General features: G+C 65.5%; 15 protein-coding genes and 1 tRNA gene. 13 read left to right on the top strand and 3 right to left on the bottom strand.

All coding sequences use genetic code 11. The features are described from left to right. Position 1: 1 nt before the first annotated feature. The 3 genes from ugpE to CBW24_RS12870 are packed head-to-tail and all read left to right on the top strand — an operon-like array spanning position 2 to position 2,891. Positions 2 to 844 carry a sn-glycerol-3-phosphate ABC transporter permease UgpE gene (gene ugpE / locus CBW24_RS12880; protein ID WP_088663534.1) on the top strand — a complete coding sequence of 281 codons (843 nt, stop codon included), beginning with the start codon at positions 2 to 4 and terminating at the stop codon, positions 842 to 844. Continuing rightward, on the top strand, positions 844 to 1,917 hold the full coding sequence (gene ugpC / locus CBW24_RS12875; protein WP_088663535.1) for a sn-glycerol-3-phosphate ABC transporter ATP-binding protein UgpC: 1,074 nt from the start codon (positions 844 to 846) through the stop codon (positions 1,915 to 1,917). Before ugpE ends, ugpC begins: the two co-directional genes overlap by 1 nt. Beyond that, entirely contained in the window at positions 1,914 to 2,891 is a 978-nt protein-coding gene (locus CBW24_RS12870; protein ID WP_097373822.1) for an endonuclease/exonuclease/phosphatase family protein, read from the top strand. Before ugpC ends, CBW24_RS12870 begins: the two co-directional genes overlap by 4 nt. A 69-nt stretch (positions 2,892 to 2,960) precedes the next feature. On the opposite strand, the gene CBW24_RS12865 is transcribed toward CBW24_RS12870, so the two are convergent. Continuing rightward, positions 2,961 to 3,037, bottom strand: a tRNA-Met gene (locus CBW24_RS12865). 162 nt (positions 3,038 to 3,199) lie between these two features. Here CBW24_RS12865 and selD point away from each other — a divergent pair. Continuing rightward, positions 3,200 to 5,416 (top strand): slr1591 family oxidoreductase, encoded by a 2,217-nt coding sequence (gene selD, locus CBW24_RS12860; RefSeq protein ID WP_097373821.1) that lies wholly within the window; start codon positions 3,200 to 3,202, stop codon positions 5,414 to 5,416. 16 nt (positions 5,417 to 5,432) lie between these two features. Here the strand turns inward: selD and mnmH are convergent, their stop codons facing one another. Together mnmH and CBW24_RS12850 are read right to left on the bottom strand one after the other, a co-directional pair. Then, a complete protein-coding gene (gene mnmH, locus CBW24_RS12855) occupies positions 5,433 to 6,479 on the bottom strand; it encodes a tRNA 2-selenouridine(34) synthase MnmH (RefSeq protein WP_097373820.1) in 1,047 nt (348 codons plus the stop codon). Positions 6,480 to 6,574: 95 nt separating this feature from the next. Then, positions 6,575 to 6,964 (bottom strand): RidA family protein, encoded by a 390-nt coding sequence (locus CBW24_RS12850; RefSeq protein ID WP_232529784.1) that lies wholly within the window; start codon positions 6,962 to 6,964, stop codon positions 6,575 to 6,577. Between the two features lie 241 nt (positions 6,965 to 7,205). Here CBW24_RS12850 and CBW24_RS12845 point away from each other — a divergent pair, with 241 nt between their 5' ends. The 9 genes from CBW24_RS12845 (at position 7,206) to CBW24_RS12805 (ending at position 15,812) form a co-directional block, all read left to right on the top strand. Then, entirely contained in the window at positions 7,206 to 8,219 is a 1,014-nt protein-coding gene (locus CBW24_RS12845) for an ABC transporter substrate-binding protein (protein WP_097373819.1), read from the top strand. Between the two features lie 167 nt (positions 8,220 to 8,386). Further along, positions 8,387 to 9,178 carry an ABC transporter ATP-binding protein gene (locus tag CBW24_RS12840; protein ID WP_232529782.1) on the top strand — a complete coding sequence of 264 codons (792 nt, stop codon included), beginning with the start codon at positions 8,387 to 8,389 and terminating at the stop codon, positions 9,176 to 9,178. Further along, the gene (locus CBW24_RS12835; RefSeq protein WP_088663554.1) at positions 9,175 to 10,056 is read left to right on the top strand and encodes an ABC transporter permease; all 882 of its coding nucleotides are present in this window, start codon (positions 9,175 to 9,177) and stop codon (positions 10,054 to 10,056) included. Before CBW24_RS12840 ends, CBW24_RS12835 begins: the two co-directional genes overlap by 4 nt. Then, positions 10,056 to 11,342 (top strand): cytosine deaminase, encoded by a 1,287-nt coding sequence (locus tag CBW24_RS12830; RefSeq protein WP_097373818.1) that lies wholly within the window; start codon positions 10,056 to 10,058, stop codon positions 11,340 to 11,342. Before CBW24_RS12835 ends, CBW24_RS12830 begins: the two co-directional genes overlap by 1 nt. Beyond that, positions 11,339 to 12,739 carry an FAD-binding oxidoreductase gene (locus tag CBW24_RS12825; protein WP_097373817.1) on the top strand — a complete coding sequence of 467 codons (1,401 nt, stop codon included), beginning with the start codon at positions 11,339 to 11,341 and terminating at the stop codon, positions 12,737 to 12,739. Before CBW24_RS12830 ends, CBW24_RS12825 begins: the two co-directional genes overlap by 4 nt. A 95-nt stretch (positions 12,740 to 12,834) precedes the next feature. Then, entirely contained in the window at positions 12,835 to 13,416 is a 582-nt protein-coding gene (locus tag CBW24_RS12820; RefSeq protein WP_097373816.1) for an NAD(P)H-dependent oxidoreductase, read from the top strand. Position 13,417: 1 nt separating this feature from the next. Beyond that, the gene (locus tag CBW24_RS12815) at positions 13,418 to 14,068 is read left to right on the top strand and encodes an NAD(P)H-dependent oxidoreductase (protein ID WP_097373815.1); all 651 of its coding nucleotides are present in this window, start codon (positions 13,418 to 13,420) and stop codon (positions 14,066 to 14,068) included. Beyond that, on the top strand, positions 14,065 to 15,018 hold the full coding sequence (locus CBW24_RS12810) for an isopenicillin N synthase family dioxygenase (RefSeq protein ID WP_097373814.1): 954 nt from the start codon (positions 14,065 to 14,067) through the stop codon (positions 15,016 to 15,018). Before CBW24_RS12815 ends, CBW24_RS12810 begins: the two co-directional genes overlap by 4 nt. Further along, positions 15,015 to 15,812 (top strand): creatininase family protein, encoded by a 798-nt coding sequence (locus tag CBW24_RS12805; protein ID WP_088663560.1) that lies wholly within the window; start codon positions 15,015 to 15,017, stop codon positions 15,810 to 15,812. Before CBW24_RS12810 ends, CBW24_RS12805 begins: the two co-directional genes overlap by 4 nt.

Below are 15,812 nucleotides of genomic sequence, written 5' to 3'. Positions count from 1 at the left end.
CATGCAGAAAATCAAACCGCTCGACCACCTGATCCTGATCCTTGGCGCTGTGCTTCTCTGCGCGCCGGTGGTCATAACGCTGATGTCGTCGACCCATACGGGCGTCGATATCCATTTCAACGGGCTCTACCTCACCCCCGGCGACAGTGGTGCCGAAACCTATAAAAAGGTGCTGACCCATCGCGGCGGGTTTACCGGCGATGTGACCGGGCTGCTGATGCTGGGCAATTCGATGATCATGGGGCTGGGCTTCGCGGTCGGAAAAATCGTGCTGTCGATGATGGCGGCCTATGCGCTGGTCTATTTCCGCTTCCGCTTTGCGACGCTGCTGTTCTGGATGATCTTCGCCACGCTGCTGCTGCCGCTGGAGGTGCGGATCATGCCCTCCTATCAGGTGATGTCGACGCTGCATCTGCTCAACACCTATACCGGGCTGATCGTGCCGCTTCTCGCCTCGGCCACGGGCACGTTTTTCTTTCGGCAGTTCTTCCGCTCCGTCCCTGACGAATTGCTGGAAGCGGCGCGCATTGATGGCGCGGGCCCGTGGAAATTCTTCATCGACGTGCTGGTGCCGCTGTCGAAAACCATGATGGCCGCGATTTTCATCATCATGTTCATCTACGGCTGGAACCAATACCTCTGGCCGCTGCTGATGACGACGGATGAGAGTTTCTACACCCTCATGCGCGGCATCAAATCGATCCTGCAGGTTTGGGTCGGCAGCCAGATCCCCGACTATAACGAAGCCTTCGCCCTCGCCACGCTGGCGATGATCCCGCCCGTTCTGGTGGTGGTGGTCTTCCAGCGGATGTTCATCAAGGGCCTGACGGAAAGCGATAAATAATGGCACATCTTTCACTCAGGGCCGTGGGCAAGACCTATGGCGGCAGCAGCCAACCCGCCGTGGCCGGGATCGACATCGAAATTGCGGATGGCGAATTCATCGTTCTGGTCGGACCGTCGGGCTGTGGTAAATCCACCCTGTTGCGGATGGTCGCCGGGCTGGAAACGGTCAGCGCGGGCGAAATCCGCATTGGCGAGCGGATGGTCAACAAACTCGACCCGGCGGAGCGCGACATCGCGATGGTGTTTCAGAACTACGCGCTCTACCCGCACATGACCGTGCGCCAGAACATGGCCTATGGCCTTAAGAACCGTGGCACGTCGAAAGCGGTCATCGCGGAGCGTGTGGCAGAGGCCGCGCGCATGCTGGAACTGGGCGCCTATCTCGACCGCAAGCCCCGCGCGCTTTCTGGTGGTCAGCGACAGCGTGTGGCGATGGGCCGGGCCATCGTGCGGCAACCGGCGGCGTTCCTGTTCGACGAGCCGCTATCGAACCTCGACGCAAAGTTGCGCGTCTCGATGCGGATGGAGATCCGCAAGCTGCAACAACGGCTTGCGACGACCGCGCTTTACGTCACCCATGACCAGTTGGAAGCAATGACACTGGCCGACCGGCTGGTGGTGCTGAACGGGGGCCGGGTGGAACAGATCGGCGCGCCGCTGGAGGTCTATCGCAAACCGGCCTCGACCTTTGTCGCATCCTTTATCGGCGCACCGGCGATGAGCCTCCTTGACGCCCGGATCGACGGTGGCGTGCTGTCGCTTGACGATCATGCACTGGCACGGGTGGGCAACCCTGCCGGTCCCGTAACGCTTGGCCTGCGGGCCGAGGATCTGCGCATCGCGCCGCGCGGCCTGCCGCTGACCGTCGACTATATCGAAGAGTTGGGCGCGCAGCGGATCGTGCACGGGATGGTCGGCGCGCAGCGTCTGGCGGTCATCGATACCGGGGCCGCCGCGCTGAACCAGACGGTGCAGGTCGCCATCGACCCCACCCGGCTGCATCTGTTCGACACAGCCACCGGTCGGCGGATGGAGCCTGTCGCCGAAGCGGTGGTCGAGCCGGTTTTATGATCCGCGCGACCACGGCGGCCCTGCCGGTGCCTAAAGACACGGCTCGGGCGCTGGGCGCATTGCGCCGCGACATCGCAACCCACGACGCCCACATGGCCCGTGTGCCCGCAATGAACCTGATCGAGATCGGCAGCACCTGTCCCGCCGCGCCGCTGACCCTGCCGATCCGGGTTGGGGCGTGGAACCTTGAACGGTGCCTTTTTCCGCAGGCGTCGGCGCATCACATGCGCGATTGCGATCTGCTGCTGCTGTCGGAAATGGATCATGGCATGGCGCGCACCGGCCAGCGCGATACGCCGCGCGAGATGGCAGATGCGCTTGGCATGGCCCATGCCTATGCAGTAGAATTTCTGGAGTTGGGCCTCGGCTCGCCGGTGGAGCAGAGCTTCTGCACGGAGGATCACAACGCGCGCGGCTTTCATGGCAATGCGGTGATGGCGCGGACTGCGCTTGAGCGACCCTTTGCGCAGCGGCTGCCCGGTCGGCGGCAATGGTTTTTTGACGCGGAACAACCCCGTCTGGGGGAGCGGATCGCCATCGGTGCGGGGATTGCCACGCAGGCGGGTCCGCTGCTCGCCCTGTCGACCCATCTGGAAAGCGCCTGCGCCCCGGACCATCGCTGCCGCCAGATCGAGAGCCTGCTGGCCCTGATCGACGCCGAGTTTCCCGGCATCCCCTGTGTGATCGGTGGTGATCTGAACACCGGCAACCACAATGGCGGTGACTGGAGGGCCGAAGGCCTGTTCGACGCGGCGCGCTCTGCGGGCTTCGCCGTGCATGGCGGTCCGGAAGATCGCCCCACGACCCGTCCCAGCCTGATCACCCGTTGGCCTGACCGCGCGATGAAGCTGGACTGGTTTCTAACCCGGGATCTGGAACTGGGCCCGGTGGAAATCCGCCCGGCACTCGATCCCGATGGCCAGCCGCTTTCCGATCACGACGCGATCGTAGCGGATATCCTGAGCCTGACCTAAGCCGCGATACGGCCACAACCCTGCACCCCGTATCGCGGGGGGCATATCGTTTGTCGATGTAGGGGATTATGGTAGCGGAGGAGGGACTTGAACCCCCGACACGCGGATTATGATTCCGCTGCTCTAACCAACTGAGCTACTCCGCCGAAGCCGTGGCGCTAGGTAGGGGATGCGGCGCGGGGCGTCAAGCGCTTTCCGGGTGAAAAAACGCACTCGGTTTCGCAACGGCATCTGCGCGCCCGTGATGGACGGCGCGCGCCGCTTTACCGCGCGGACCCGCTCGGGCAAGAAGGCCAAAAGGAGCCAACATGCAGACCGGACCCGAGCGCGATTTCCCAGCCACCCGTGACCTGCTGTTGGTGGGGGGCGGGCACACGCATGCGCTGGTCCTGCGCCGCTGGGCCATGGCGCCGCAGCCCGGCGTGCGCGTGACCCTGATCGACCCCAACGCGGTCGCGGCCTATTCGGGGATGCTGCCCGGTTGGGTGGCGGGGCATTATCCGCGCACGGCCCTCGACATTGACCTGATGGCTTTGACGCAGGCGGCGGGCGCGCGGATGATCCGGGGGCGCGCCGATATGTGCGACCCCGTCGCGCGGCGCCTGCGATTGAGCGATGGGCGCGTGTTGCGCTTTGATGTGCTGTCCTTCGACATTGGCGTGACCTCGGATCTGCCGGGGCTGCGCGGCTTTGCCCGGTTTGGTGCGCCCGCGAAGCCGCTGGGGGCGCTGGCCGACCGGTGGGAGCAGTTTCTAGGCCGGGATGAGGCCAGCGGCGACGTCGCGGTGCTGGGGGGCGGTGTCGCGGGGGTGGAACTGGCCTTGGCGATGGCCCGCCGTTTGCGCGCCGAGGGGCGTGACGGCACCGTCCGGGTGATCGAGACGAAATCCGTGCTGCAAGGCGTGTCGGAGGCCGCCACCGCCCGGCTGCGCGCCGCGGCGGATGCACTGGGGGTCGAGATCATGGAAAACGCCCGCGCGGCAGAGGTCACGGCAACCCATCTGCGGCTGGAGGACGGGCGCGACATTCCCGCCGCATTGACGGTCGGGGCGGCGGGCGCGCAGGCACAGGACTGGCTGACCGGGACAGGGCTGAGCCTTGAGCAGGGGTTCATCGCCGTCGACACCCTGTTGCGCACGCCGGAGTATCCGCATGTCTTTGCGGTGGGCGACTGCGCGCATATGATCGCGACCCCGCGTCCCAAGGCCGGGGTTTTCGCGGTGCGGCAGGCGCCCGTGCTGTTCGCCAACCTGCGCGCCACCCTTGCTGATCGCCCGCAAGACCTGCGCCGGTATCGCCCGCAGAACCGGTATCTGAAGCTGATCTCCATGGGCGAACGCAAGGCGGTCGCGGATCGCGGCTGGCCGGTGCTGGCAGGGTCATGGGTCTGGCGCTGGAAAGACCGGATTGACCGACGCTTCATGGCGATGCTGTCGGACCTGCCGCAGATGCCGCGCCCGCAGGCGCCGATCGGGGCGGCAGCGGGGCTGGCGGAGCGGCTGGCGGATGTGCCGCTATGCGGTGGCTGCGGTGCCAAGGTCGGGCCCGGCGCATTGAGCGCCGCGCTGGCCCGCGTGCCCGCCACCGCGCGGGCCGACATCGTGCCGCTTCCGGGGGATGATGCGGCGCTGATCCGGGGCCCCGACGGCAGCCAGCAGATTCTGAGCACCGATCACCTGCGGGCCGTGACATCCGACGCGGCGCTGATGGCGCGGATCGCGATCTGTCACGCCTTGGGGGATGTCTGGGCGATGGGCGCGGCCCCGCAATCGGCGCTCGCCAGCGTGATCCTGCCGGAGATGGCTGAGCCGATGCAGGCCGAAGCGCTGGCCGAGATCACCGCCGCCGCCGCTGAGATCCTGAGCGCCGAAGGTGCGGCGCTGATCGGCGGACACAGTTCGGTGGGCTCGGAGCTGACATTGGGCTTTACGGTGATCGGCACGCTCGACCGCGCGCCGGTCACCTTGGCCGGGGGGCAGCCCGGCGACGCGCTGATCCTGACCCGTCCCATCGGGTCTGGCGTTCTGCTGGCTGGCGCGATGCGGGGGCGGGGCCGGGGGGCGATGCAGGGGCAGGTGCGGGGGCCGGACCTTGCCGCGCTGCTCGATTTGCTGGCCACCCCTTATGGCGCTGCGGCGGCGGACCTGCGCGATGCCCATGCGATGACCGATGTGACCGGGTTTGGACTGGCGGGCCATCTGGCCAATATCTGTCGCGCTTCAAAGCTGGGGGCGGAGCTGTCGCTGGCGGCGCTTCCGCTGCATCCGGGCGCCGAAACGGTGGCCGGGGCCGGGGTCCGCAGTTCGATTTGGCCTGCCAATCGCGCGGCGCTGGATGGGCTCATCGGGTCGGGGCAGGGCGCGCGCTATGATCTGCTGTTTGATCCGCAGACGGCGGGCGGGCTGCTGGCCGCGGTGCCGGAGGCCGGGCTGGACGCGCGGTTCGAGCGGCTGCGCCGCGCGGGCGTGACGCCGGTGCGTATCGGTCGGCTGGTGGAGGGCGCCGCGCAGATCACGCTGGTCTGACACGCGGGCGCGCGGATCAGATCCGGGTCAGCGCGGCCATGACCCCTTCGGCGGCGCGGTCAAAACCGGGGCCATCGGGGGTGATCGGCACATGGGCGGCAGGCGGGGTGTAGCGCTCCTGCGCCCGCAGGTAGCGCGGATCGTAGTGCCGCGCCATCAGATCGCCTGCCAAGGTTTCCCACTCGCTGGCCGCCGCCTGCGCCTGCCATGCGGCGACTTGGGCCCGGCCCTGCAACGGCACCAGCAAATCAAGCGATTGGGTCACCTGCTGCTGCGCGGCCACGTCACCGGCATAGGTGCGGGCAAGATACCGGGCCCGGTCGGGCAGGTCGGCGTCCAGCATGATGCGCGGGGAGGCTCGCATCGCGGTCCAGAGCGATGGCGGCAGGCGGATATCGCCGATACGGGCGGCTTCGGCCTCGACCAGAATCGTGGCGTCTTCGGGCAGGGTGGCGAGGCGCTGCGCCAGCGCGGTCTCGAACGCCTTTTGCGAGGGCTGACCACCGGGCATCGCGCCGAAGGCCGAGCCACGATGCCGCGCCAGCCCCTCCAGATCGATCACCGTGCCGCCCTGCGCGGCGATCCGGGCCAGCACTTCGGTCTTGCCGCTGCCGGTCAGCCCGTCCAGCCGGACGATGCGCTGGCTCAGCGGGTGCCGGTGCAGCATGTCGACGACAAGATTGCGATAGGTCTTGTAGCCCCCCGCGACGATATCCACACGCCACCCGATCTGGGCGAGGATGGATGCGAAAGACCCGGAACGCTGCCCGCCGCGCCAGCAATAAAGCAGCGGCCTCCACCCGCCATCACGATCGGCAAGTGGGCCTTCCAGATGGGTGGCGGCGTTGCGCGCGACCAGCGCCGCGCCGATCTTGCGCGCCAGAAACGCATCCTGCTGCACATAGATCGTGCCGACGCGGGCGCGTTCGTCATCTGACAAGACCGGCAGGCTGATCGCGCCGGGCATGTGATCCTCGGCGTATTCCGACGGCGCGCGCACGTCGATCACCTCGTCGAAAGGCAGCTGCGCGAAATCGCGGAGGGAGGTCAGGGTCACTGGCATGGGGGCGGTTTATCCCGCCCGTCGCGCCAACCCAAGCCCCAACCGTCCGTCGCTGGAATGTCGCGGCGCCTGCGGGCGGGGGCGGACCGCACCGCTCAGGCGCGTGCCGCCGTCACCTCGACCTCGACCAGAAATTCCGGGCGGGTAAAGCCGTTGACGATCACCAGCGTGGAGGCGGGCAGGGCATCTTCTGCCACCTCTGACAGCCAGCGGTCCCGCGCGGCCATGTAACCTGCCATATGGGCGCGGTCGGTGACGAAGGCGTTGATGCGAACCACATCCACGGCGGACATGCCCGCCTCGGCGAGAATCGCATCGATATTGCCAAAGCACAGCGCCGCCTGTTCGGCGGCACCGTCGGGTATGAACTCGTCCGGGCCGATGCCCAGCTGGCCGGAGGTCACGACCATGCGCGCGTTCGCGGGAATTTCGACGCCATGCGCATAGCGCGCGAAGGGGCGTCGAATCGTGTCGGGAGAGAGCATTTTTGAAGTCATCGGGTGCACACTATCCGCGTCAGGGGGGAGGTCAATCTGGCGGGTGAAACGGGGCAATGTTGCGCAGATTTCTTCGATTCTGCGTAAGAACTAGACAGTTGTCCGGAAAGTTGCACTCAAAAAGCGCAAACTTGGACGTGAGCGAACAATCCGGCGGGGTCGGTCGTGCCACCTTCTGAGGCGGTGCCTACACATTGGGCAGGGAAACTCACATTACGCGGAGACTGCCATGACCAAGGGGTCCACCTTCTTCGGCGCCATTATGCTGGCTGCCGGCACTGCCACTGCCCTCGCCACGCCCGCGCTGGCACAGGATCTGACACCGGTATCTTACGGCACCAACTGGGTCGCGCAGGCCGAGCATGGTGGCTTCTACCAGTCCGTCGCTGATGGCACCTATGCCGAATGCGGTCTCGACGTGACCGTCGTTCCGGGCGGCCCGCAGGTGAACAACCGCGCGCTGATGCTGGCGGGCAAGATCGACTTCCACATGGGCGGCGATCTGCTGCAGGCCTTCTCCGCCGTGAAAGAAGGCATCCCCGTCGTCTCCGTCGCCGCGATGTTCCAAAAGCACCCGCAGGTCATCATCGCCCATCCCGGCGTCGCCGAAAGCTTCGAGGATCTGAAGGATCTGACCCTGCTCATCGGCGATAACGGCTACCAGTCGTTCTATCAGTGGATGATCAAGCAATACGGCTTCACCGAAGAGCAGCGTCAGCCCTACACCTTCAACCCGGCGCCGTTCCTTGCCGATGAGGGCGTGGGCATGCAGGGCTATCTCAGCTCCGAGCCTTATCTGATCGAGAAAGAAGCGGGTTTCACCCCGGATGTCTTCCTGATCGCCGATGCAGGCTATTCGACCTACGCCACCACGATCGAGACGATGGCCGACACCATCGAAACCTCCCCCGAGGTGGTGCAGTGCTTCGTCGATGGCTCGATCAAGGGGTGGTATAACTACCTCAACGGCGACAACGCGGAAGCCAACGCGCTGATCCTCGAAGCCAATCCCGACATGACCCAGGATAAGATTGATTTTGCGATCATGATGCTGAAATCCGAAGGCATCGTGACCTCGGGCGATGCGGAAACGATGGGCATCGGCGTCATCACCGACGCGCAGGTCGGCGACTTCTACCAGAAAATGGTGACCGCTGGCGTGATCGAGGACGGCCTTGACTACAAAGCCGCCTATTCCACCGAATTCGTCGGCAAGGGCGTGGGCATGGATCTCATGCAATAAGCCCGGCCACGATACCTCACAGGCCCCTTGCAGGGGGCCTGCATTGCGGCGGGCGGTAGGTCTCCTTCTCCCTTTCTCCCGCTCGCCGCCCCTTCGTTTTCCTTCGTTGCGATCCGATGCCTGCGCACGCGGCGTCCCTGTCGTGACCTGACCAACCGGACCTGCCCATGACCGCTGCCCGCCGCACCATCGCCCCGCTCGGCGCCCGTGCCCCTGTTTTGACGATGCAATCCGTCGACAAGGTGTTCGGCGGCGAAACCGTCGCCCTGCGTGGCATGAACCTTGCCGTGAACGAAGGCGATTTCATTTCGCTGCTGGGGCCGTCGGGCTGCGGCAAATCCACCGCGCTGCGGCTTATCGCCGGGCTGATGGCCCCGACGGCGGGCCGCATCGACTGGGCCGGCGGCCAGACCCACGGGGATCTGGGTGTCGTATTCCAAGAACCCACGCTGATGCCGTGGGCCACCGTCGCGCGCAATGTCTGGCTGCCGTTTCGCCTGCGAGGCCAAAGCTATCACGCGGTGAAGGATGAAATCCGCGAGGCCCTGTCGCTCGTCGGTCTGGAAAATTTCGCCAATGCCTATCCCCGCGAGTTGTCCGGCGGCATGAAAATGCGCGTCTCGATCGCGCGGGCCATGGTGACCCGGCCCCGGCTGATCTTGATGGATGAGCCCTTTGCCGCGCTGGATGAGATCACCCGCCATAAACTCAACACCGATCTGCTGGCGCTGCGCGACAAGATCGGCTGCACCGTCATCTTCGTCACCCATTCGGTGTTCGAAAGCGTGTTCCTGTCCGACCGCATCGTCGTGATGGCCGCCCGTCCGGGGCGGGTGATCCGCGAATTGCAGGTCGACGAACCCTATCCCCGCGGCGAGGCGTTCCGCACCTCGCCGGAATATGCCGCACAATGCCGGGCCACGTCCGAAGCGCTGCATTCTGCGATGGAGGCCGCATGACCACCTACGAAACCCCCGCTGGCACCGTGGCCGAACATGTCCCGGATTTGCCGCCGCTCGATCTTGATGAAATGCGCCGGGCCCGCCGCCGCCGCATCGACAAGATCGCCAAATACGCGCTGCCCCTCGTCATGCTGACGCTGACCTTGTGGCTGTGGGATCGTATCGTCGTCTGGAACGAGATCCCGCATTACATCCTGCCGGGCCCCGGACTTGTCTGGGACAGCCTTGTCGGGGATTGGGGCATCCTGTTCGAGGCTGCGACGCTCACCGCGCGCACCACCGTTCTGGCGCTGTGTCTTGCCGTGGCGGGCGGGGCCGGGCTGGCGATTCTGTTCAACCAGTCGCGGATGATGGAGCTGTCCTTCTATCCCTACGCGGTGATCTTGCAGGTGACGCCCGTTGTCTCGATCGCGCCGCTGATCTTTATCTATGTCGAAAGCAAAACCGCCGGGATGCTGCTCTGTGCGTGGATCGTGGCGTTCTTTCCGGTGCTGTCCTCCACTACGCTGGGGCTGAACTCCGTCGATCACAACCTGCGCGATCTGTTCCGCATCTACGGCGCGACGCGCTGGCAGCGGCTGACGCTGTTACAGATCCCCTCCGCGCTGCCCTACTTCTTGGGTGGACTAAAGATCGCCGGGGGTCTGTCGCTGATCGGGGCTGTGGTGGCCGAACTGGTCGCGGGCACTGGCGGCGTCGGCGCGGGGCTTGCCTCGCGCATTCAGGAGGCGGGCTACCGGCTCAATATCGCGCGGATGTTCGCCGCGCTGGCAATGATTGCGGCCATGGGTGTGGTGATTTTCACCATTCTGTCGGTGTTTACCCACCTGATGCTGCGTAAATGGCACGAAAGTGCGCTCAACAGAGAGGGTTGATGGAATTCCGCGTTCTGCCCAGCGGCCATGACGACATTGTAAACGCCACCCTGCGCAACCTGACGGTGCCGGCCTGTTTGACCGGCGCGGAGGGTGCGCTCACCTCCATCGACCTTACGATCAAGGACGGCAGGCTGACCGAGCCTGACCCCGCAGTGCCGCAGATCGACATGTGCGGCGCAATGGTGTTCCCGGCCTTTACCGATATGCACACCCATATCGACAAGGGCCATATCTGGGGCCGTGCGCCGAACCCCGATGGCACCTTTGACGGGGCGCTCGCCACTGTCGGTGCCGACCGCATCGCCAATTGGTCCGCCGAAGATGTCCGCGCCCGCGCCGATTTCGCCCTCCGCTGCGCCTACGCGCACGGCACCCGCGCCCTGCGCACCCATGTCGACAGCCTCGCCCCGCAGGCCGCGATCAGCTTCCCGGTGATGTCGGAACTGCGCGAGGCATGGGCGGGTCGGATCGAGCTTCAGGCCAGCGCGCTCATTGGCGCCGACCGCATCGACCAAGGCGCGGAGTTCACCGCGCTCGCCGATCTGGTGGCCGAACATGGCGGTGTGCTGGGATCGGTCACCTACCCGATGCCGGACCTTCCCACCCGGTTGCGGGATTTCTTTGCCGCCGCTGGCGCGCGCGGGCTCGATGCCGATTTTCATGTCGATGAGACGATGGACCCCGGCGTCGAAACCCTGCGCCTAATTGCCGAGGCCGCGATTGACACCGGCTTCACCGCGCCGATCACCGTCGGCCATTGCTGTTCGCTGTCGGTGCAGGAGGACGCGCGCGCACAGGACACGCTCGATCTGGTGGCCCGGGCGGGCATCAATGTCGTCAGCCTGCCGATGTGCAACCTCTACCTTCAGGATCGCCATGCCGGGCGCACCCCGCGCAGGCGTGGCGTCACGCTGGTGCATGAGATGGTCGCGCGCGGCATTCCCGTCAGCTTTGCCTCCGACAACACCCGCGATCCGTTCTACGCCTATGGCGATCTCGACATGATCGAGGTCATGCGCGAGGCCACCCGGATCGCCCATCTCGATCACGGGCGGCACGACTGGACCCATGCGTTCACGACGACCCCCGCGCGGGCCTGCGGTTTTGCCGCGCCCGATCTGACCCCCGGTGCGCCCGCCGATCTGGTGATCTGCCGCGCGCGCAGCTGGACCGAGCTTTTCGCCCGGCCCCAATCCGATCGCATCGTGATCCGGCAGGGCCGGCAGATCGATCGCACGCTCCCCGATTACGCGGAGCTCGACCACCTGATGAGGACCGTATGAAACCCAATGTCGCCGCCGCCAAAGAGGCGCTGAGCCATCTTGATATCGAAACCTCCGACCGGGCGATTCGCGCCAAAAGCCGGGATTTCTTCTGGTATTCGCCGGTGCTGAAAACCCGGCTCGATCATGTCGAAGCCGATTTCGTCGTCTCGCCCCGGTCCGAGGCCGAGGTGATCGAAATTCTGCGCACCTGCTACGCCCATGACGTGCCGGTCACCACCCGTGGCGCGGGCACCGGCAATTACGGTCAGGCGATGCCGCTTGCGGGCGGCTGCGTCATGCACATGCGCCATATGGCGGCGGTGAAGGAGATCCACCCCGGTCGCGTCATCGTCGAGCCGGGCTGCCTGCTCAAGGATCTCGACGCCGCCTGTCAGGAGCATAGCGGTCAGGAACTGCGCATGTTCTCGTCCACATGGGCGACGGCCACCATCGGCGGCTTTGTCGCCGGGGGCTCGGGCGGCATCGGTTCGATCACATGGGGCGCGCTGCGCGATCTGGGCAATATCATCCGCCTGCGCGTCGTGACGATGGAAGAAGAGCCCCGCGTGCTGGAATTCCGCGGCGAGGAATTGCACCGCGTCAGCCACGCCTATGGCACCAACGGCATCATCACCGAGTTGGAGATGCCGCTGGCGCCGGCCTATGACTGGACCGACATCTTCGTGGCCTTCGACGATTTCGACGCGGCGCTCGAATTTGCCAATGGCCTCGGCAATCAGGACGGCATCCTCAAAAAACTCTGCTCGGTCTATGAGGCGCCCATCGCGCACAGCTATTTCCAGCGTGTGCAGCCGCATGTCGCCGAAGACACCACGCTGGTCGGGCTGATGATCGCGCCGCACAGCATGGAGGGCTTTCTGACCTTCCTCGGGCGGCATCCGGCGGGGCAGCTGATCTATCGGTCCGATGACAATGACTGGGACCGCACGCCCGGCCCGGTGTTCGAATATGGCTGGAACCACACCACCCTGCGCGCCCTGCGCGTCGATCCGTCGATTACCTATCTACAGGTCCGCTACGCCTATCCCGATCACATCGCGCTGGTGCAGAAGATGCGCGCCGATTTCTCGCCCGAGGTGATGCAGCATCTGGAGGTGATGCGCGAAAGCGGGCGCACGATTTTTGCCGGGCTGTCGATGGTGCGTTTCACCACCGAGGAACGGTTGGATGAAATCGTCCGCCTGCACGAAGAGGCAGGCGCCATCATCTTCAACCCGCATCGCTACACGCTGGAAGAAGGCGGTCGCCAATCCGCCGATCAGCGTCAGCTCGATTTCAAGCGCGAGGCCGATCCCAAGGGGCTGCTGAACCCCGGCAAGATGATCACATGGGACAATCCCGACCACGATTATTCCAGCATGTATGCCTATCCGGGCCTACAGGCAGCGGAGTAGGCGATGCGGTCCGTCTTGCTTGAAATTCATCTGCCGGAGGCTTGGTTTTCTGACGGAAAACCGGCCAGCCGTCCGGCCCGCACCGAGGCTGCGACATGAAACGCGCGCTTGTCCTTTTCGCACATCCCTGTCCTGAAAGCTTCTCGTCCGCGCTGCACCAGCGCACGGTCGAAAGCCTCGCCCGCGGTGGCTGGGATGTCGATGATTGCGACCTGAATGCCGAAGGGTTCTCGCCGGTCCTGACCGAAGCCGAGCGGCGCGGCTATCACGACTATCCCGCCAATATCGAGCCGGTGCGGGACTACGTCGAACGGCTGCGCGCGGCGCAGGCGCTGGTGCTGGTGTTTCCGGTCTGGAATTTCGGCTATCCGGCGATCCTGAAGGGCTTCCTCGACCGGGTGTTTCTGCCCGGCGTGTCGTTTAAGCTGGTGGATGGCAAGGTTCGACCCAACCTGCCCAATATCACCCGGCTGGCGGCGGTAACGACCTATGGCGGCACCCGGCTGCGCGCCATCGGCGCGGGCGATCCGCCGCGCAAATGCGTCACCCGCGCGGTGCGCTACGCCACCCGCCCGGACCGGATGCGCTATCTTGCCCTTTACGACATGAACCGCGCGACCGACGCCAAGCGCAGTGCCTTCCTCACCCGCGTCGGGACCGAGATGGAGGCGCTCTGACATGCGCGCGCTCGTCGTCTATTGTCACCCGCGCGAGGATAGCTTTACCGCCGCGGTGCGCGACCGGGTTCTCGCCCGGCTCGACGCGACGGGGGTCGAATGGCAGATCTCCGATCTTTACGGCATGGGCTTTGATCCGGTGCTCTCCGCGACAGAGCATCGCAGCTATCTCGACACGCCCGCCAACCGCGCGCGCGTGGAGGACGAGGTGGAGAAGGTTCTGTGGTGCGATACCCTGATCTTTGTCTACCCGACATGGTGGTATGGCCAGCCCGCGATGTTGAAAGGCTGGCTGGAGCGGGTGCTGCTGCCCGATGTGGCCTTTCTCATGCCTGATGCCGACCACGCGACGATCCGTCCCGGCCTGCGCCATATCCGCAACCTTGCCGTGTTCACCACCGGCGGGGCCAGCCGTTGGCTGACCGCGCTGATTGGTGCGCCGGGCAAGCGGACGCTGTTTCGCGGCATCGGCCTGCTCTGCGCCCGCCCCCTGCGAAAATCCTTTGCCATGCACTACCTGATGGACACGTCCACCGATGCCAGCCGCAGCCGCCACTTGGCGCGGGTGGAGGCACGGATGGATCGGTTTCTGGCGCCTGCGCGCCGTCAATCGACGGCCCCGGCACCTGACAGACAGGAGAGCACGACATGACCCAAGCGACCGACATCCCCGTTCTCGACTGGCAGCGCTTTGCCTCCGGGCGCGACGCTGACGGATTCGCCGCCGATCTGGGCGCGGCCTGCCGGGGGCCGGGGTTCTTTCTCATCAAAGGCCACGGCATTGATCGCAACCTGATCAAGCAGGTCTTTTCCCAAGCCACCGATTTCTTTGCGCAGCCCGCCAGCGTGAAGGAGCCTCTGTCGATCTACACCAACCCTCATAATCGCGGCTGGGCGCATATGGGCTCCGAGGCGCTCGACGATCAGAGCGGCGTGCAGGACCGCAAGGAAGCGTTCAACATCGGGCTCGATCTGCCCAGGGACGATCCCCGCGTGCAGGCAGGGGAGCCGTTTCGCGGTGTGAACCTCTGGCCGGAGGAGGCCGACCTGCCGCATTTCCGCGAGGTGATGTTGGCCTATTACAACGCCGCATGGGGTCTGGGCGTGGCGCTGCACCGGGCCTTTGCCCGCGATCTGGGACTGGCGGAGGACTGGTTCGCCCCGCATTTCACCGCGCCGATGGCCACGCTGCGGCTGCTCTCCTATCCGCCTGCCAGCGGCACGGCGGGGGAGATCGGCGCAGGCGCGCATACCGATTACGGCGCGGTGACCCTGCTGCTGACGGATGGCGAGCCGGGTCTGCAGGTCCGTCCCCGCGGCAGCGACACATGGCTCGACGTGCCGCATATGGACGACACATTCGTCGTCAATATCGGCGACTGCCTGATGCGCTGGTCCAACGACATCTATGCGTCTTCGCCGCACCGGGTCGCCCCGCCGCGCAATAAACGGCACTCGGTCGCGTTTTTCCTCGATCCCAATCCCGACAGCGTCATCACCGCGCTGCCCGGCACCGGCGATCCCCGTTATCCCGCCGTCACCGGGGCCGACTATCTGCGGTCCCGGCTTGACGCCACCTACACCCCACCGGAGGTTTCATGACACGCCGTTTCGACTGGGCCGAATTTCGCGCGCCGGAATATCGCGATATCGACCCGATGAAGACCATCGCCATCCTGCCCACCGCCGCCATCGAACAGCACGGGCCGCACCTGCCCGTGGGCACCGACACCATGATCGCCGGTGGCATGCTGGATGAGCTGCGCCGCACCTGTCCCGATGATCTGGACATTCGCATTTTGCCGATCATGGCCGTGGGTAAATCGAACGAACATATCCATGCCGCCGGGACGCTGACCCTGTCGGCCCCGGTCGCGCTTCAGGCGTGGCAGGAGATCGGACTGTCGGTCGCGCGGGCTGGCATTCGTAAGATCGTCATCGCCAACAGCCATGGTGGCAACCTTGACCTCATCTCGATCCTCAGCCGCGAATTGCGGGTGCGGGCGGGGATGTTCGCGGTGAAATGCCAATGGGGTAATTTCGGCCAGCCGGACGGGCTCTATACCGATCACGAACGCGCCTACGGCATCCATGGCGGCGATGTGGAAACGTCGCTGATGCTGGCTTTCCAGCCCCATTGTGTGGACATGACCCGGGCGGAGAATTTCCGGTCTGCCGCCGAGGGCGCGTCGATCTCGCCGGTCGGGCCGATATCGCATGGCTGGATCTCGTCGGATCTGAACGGCGCGGGCACGGTGGGCGATGCGTCGCTTGCCACCGCCGAAAAGGGCCGCGCCACCTGTGCCCATCAGGTGCGCGGGTTCATCGAATTGCTGCGCGAGGTCGAAGCCCGCGACATCAGCGCGATGAAGCCCACGCAGCCCGAACTGGCCTGA

The organism is Pacificitalea manganoxidans, from assembly GCF_002504165.1.
In the GTDB taxonomy this organism is placed as follows: Bacteria; Pseudomonadota; Alphaproteobacteria; order Rhodobacterales; family Rhodobacteraceae; genus Pacificitalea; species Pacificitalea manganoxidans.
The sequence above is the reverse complement of the archived record's forward strand: the minus strand, read 5'-3'. Positions and strand labels throughout refer to the sequence as shown.

Coding starts and splice junctions, on each gene's coding strand:
- ugpE (WP_088663534.1), top strand. CDS start 2: ATGCAGAAAATCAAACCGCTCGACCACCTGATCCTGATCCTTGGCGCT.
- ugpC (WP_088663535.1), top strand. CDS start 844: ATGGCACATCTTTCACTCAGGGCCGTGGGCAAGACCTATGGCGGCAGC.
- CBW24_RS12870 (WP_097373822.1), top strand. CDS start 1,914: ATGATCCGCGCGACCACGGCGGCCCTGCCGGTGCCTAAAGACACGGCT.
- selD (WP_097373821.1), top strand. CDS start 3,200: ATGCAGACCGGACCCGAGCGCGATTTCCCAGCCACCCGTGACCTGCTG.
- mnmH (WP_097373820.1), bottom strand. CDS start 6,479: ATGCCAGTGACCCTGACCTCCCTCCGCGATTTCGCGCAGCTGCCTTTC.
- CBW24_RS12850 (WP_232529784.1), bottom strand. CDS start 6,964: ATGCTCTCTCCCGACACGATTCGACGCCCCTTCGCGCGCTATGCGCAT.
- CBW24_RS12845 (WP_097373819.1), top strand. CDS start 7,206: ATGACCAAGGGGTCCACCTTCTTCGGCGCCATTATGCTGGCTGCCGGC.
- CBW24_RS12840 (WP_232529782.1), top strand. CDS start 8,387: ATGACCGCTGCCCGCCGCACCATCGCCCCGCTCGGCGCCCGTGCCCCT.
- CBW24_RS12835 (WP_088663554.1), top strand. CDS start 9,175: ATGACCACCTACGAAACCCCCGCTGGCACCGTGGCCGAACATGTCCCG.
- CBW24_RS12830 (WP_097373818.1), top strand. CDS start 10,056: ATGGAATTCCGCGTTCTGCCCAGCGGCCATGACGACATTGTAAACGCC.
- CBW24_RS12825 (WP_097373817.1), top strand. CDS start 11,339: ATGAAACCCAATGTCGCCGCCGCCAAAGAGGCGCTGAGCCATCTTGAT.
- CBW24_RS12820 (WP_097373816.1), top strand. CDS start 12,835: ATGAAACGCGCGCTTGTCCTTTTCGCACATCCCTGTCCTGAAAGCTTC.
- CBW24_RS12815 (WP_097373815.1), top strand. CDS start 13,418: ATGCGCGCGCTCGTCGTCTATTGTCACCCGCGCGAGGATAGCTTTACC.
- CBW24_RS12810 (WP_097373814.1), top strand. CDS start 14,065: ATGACCCAAGCGACCGACATCCCCGTTCTCGACTGGCAGCGCTTTGCC.
- CBW24_RS12805 (WP_088663560.1), top strand. CDS start 15,015: ATGACACGCCGTTTCGACTGGGCCGAATTTCGCGCGCCGGAATATCGC.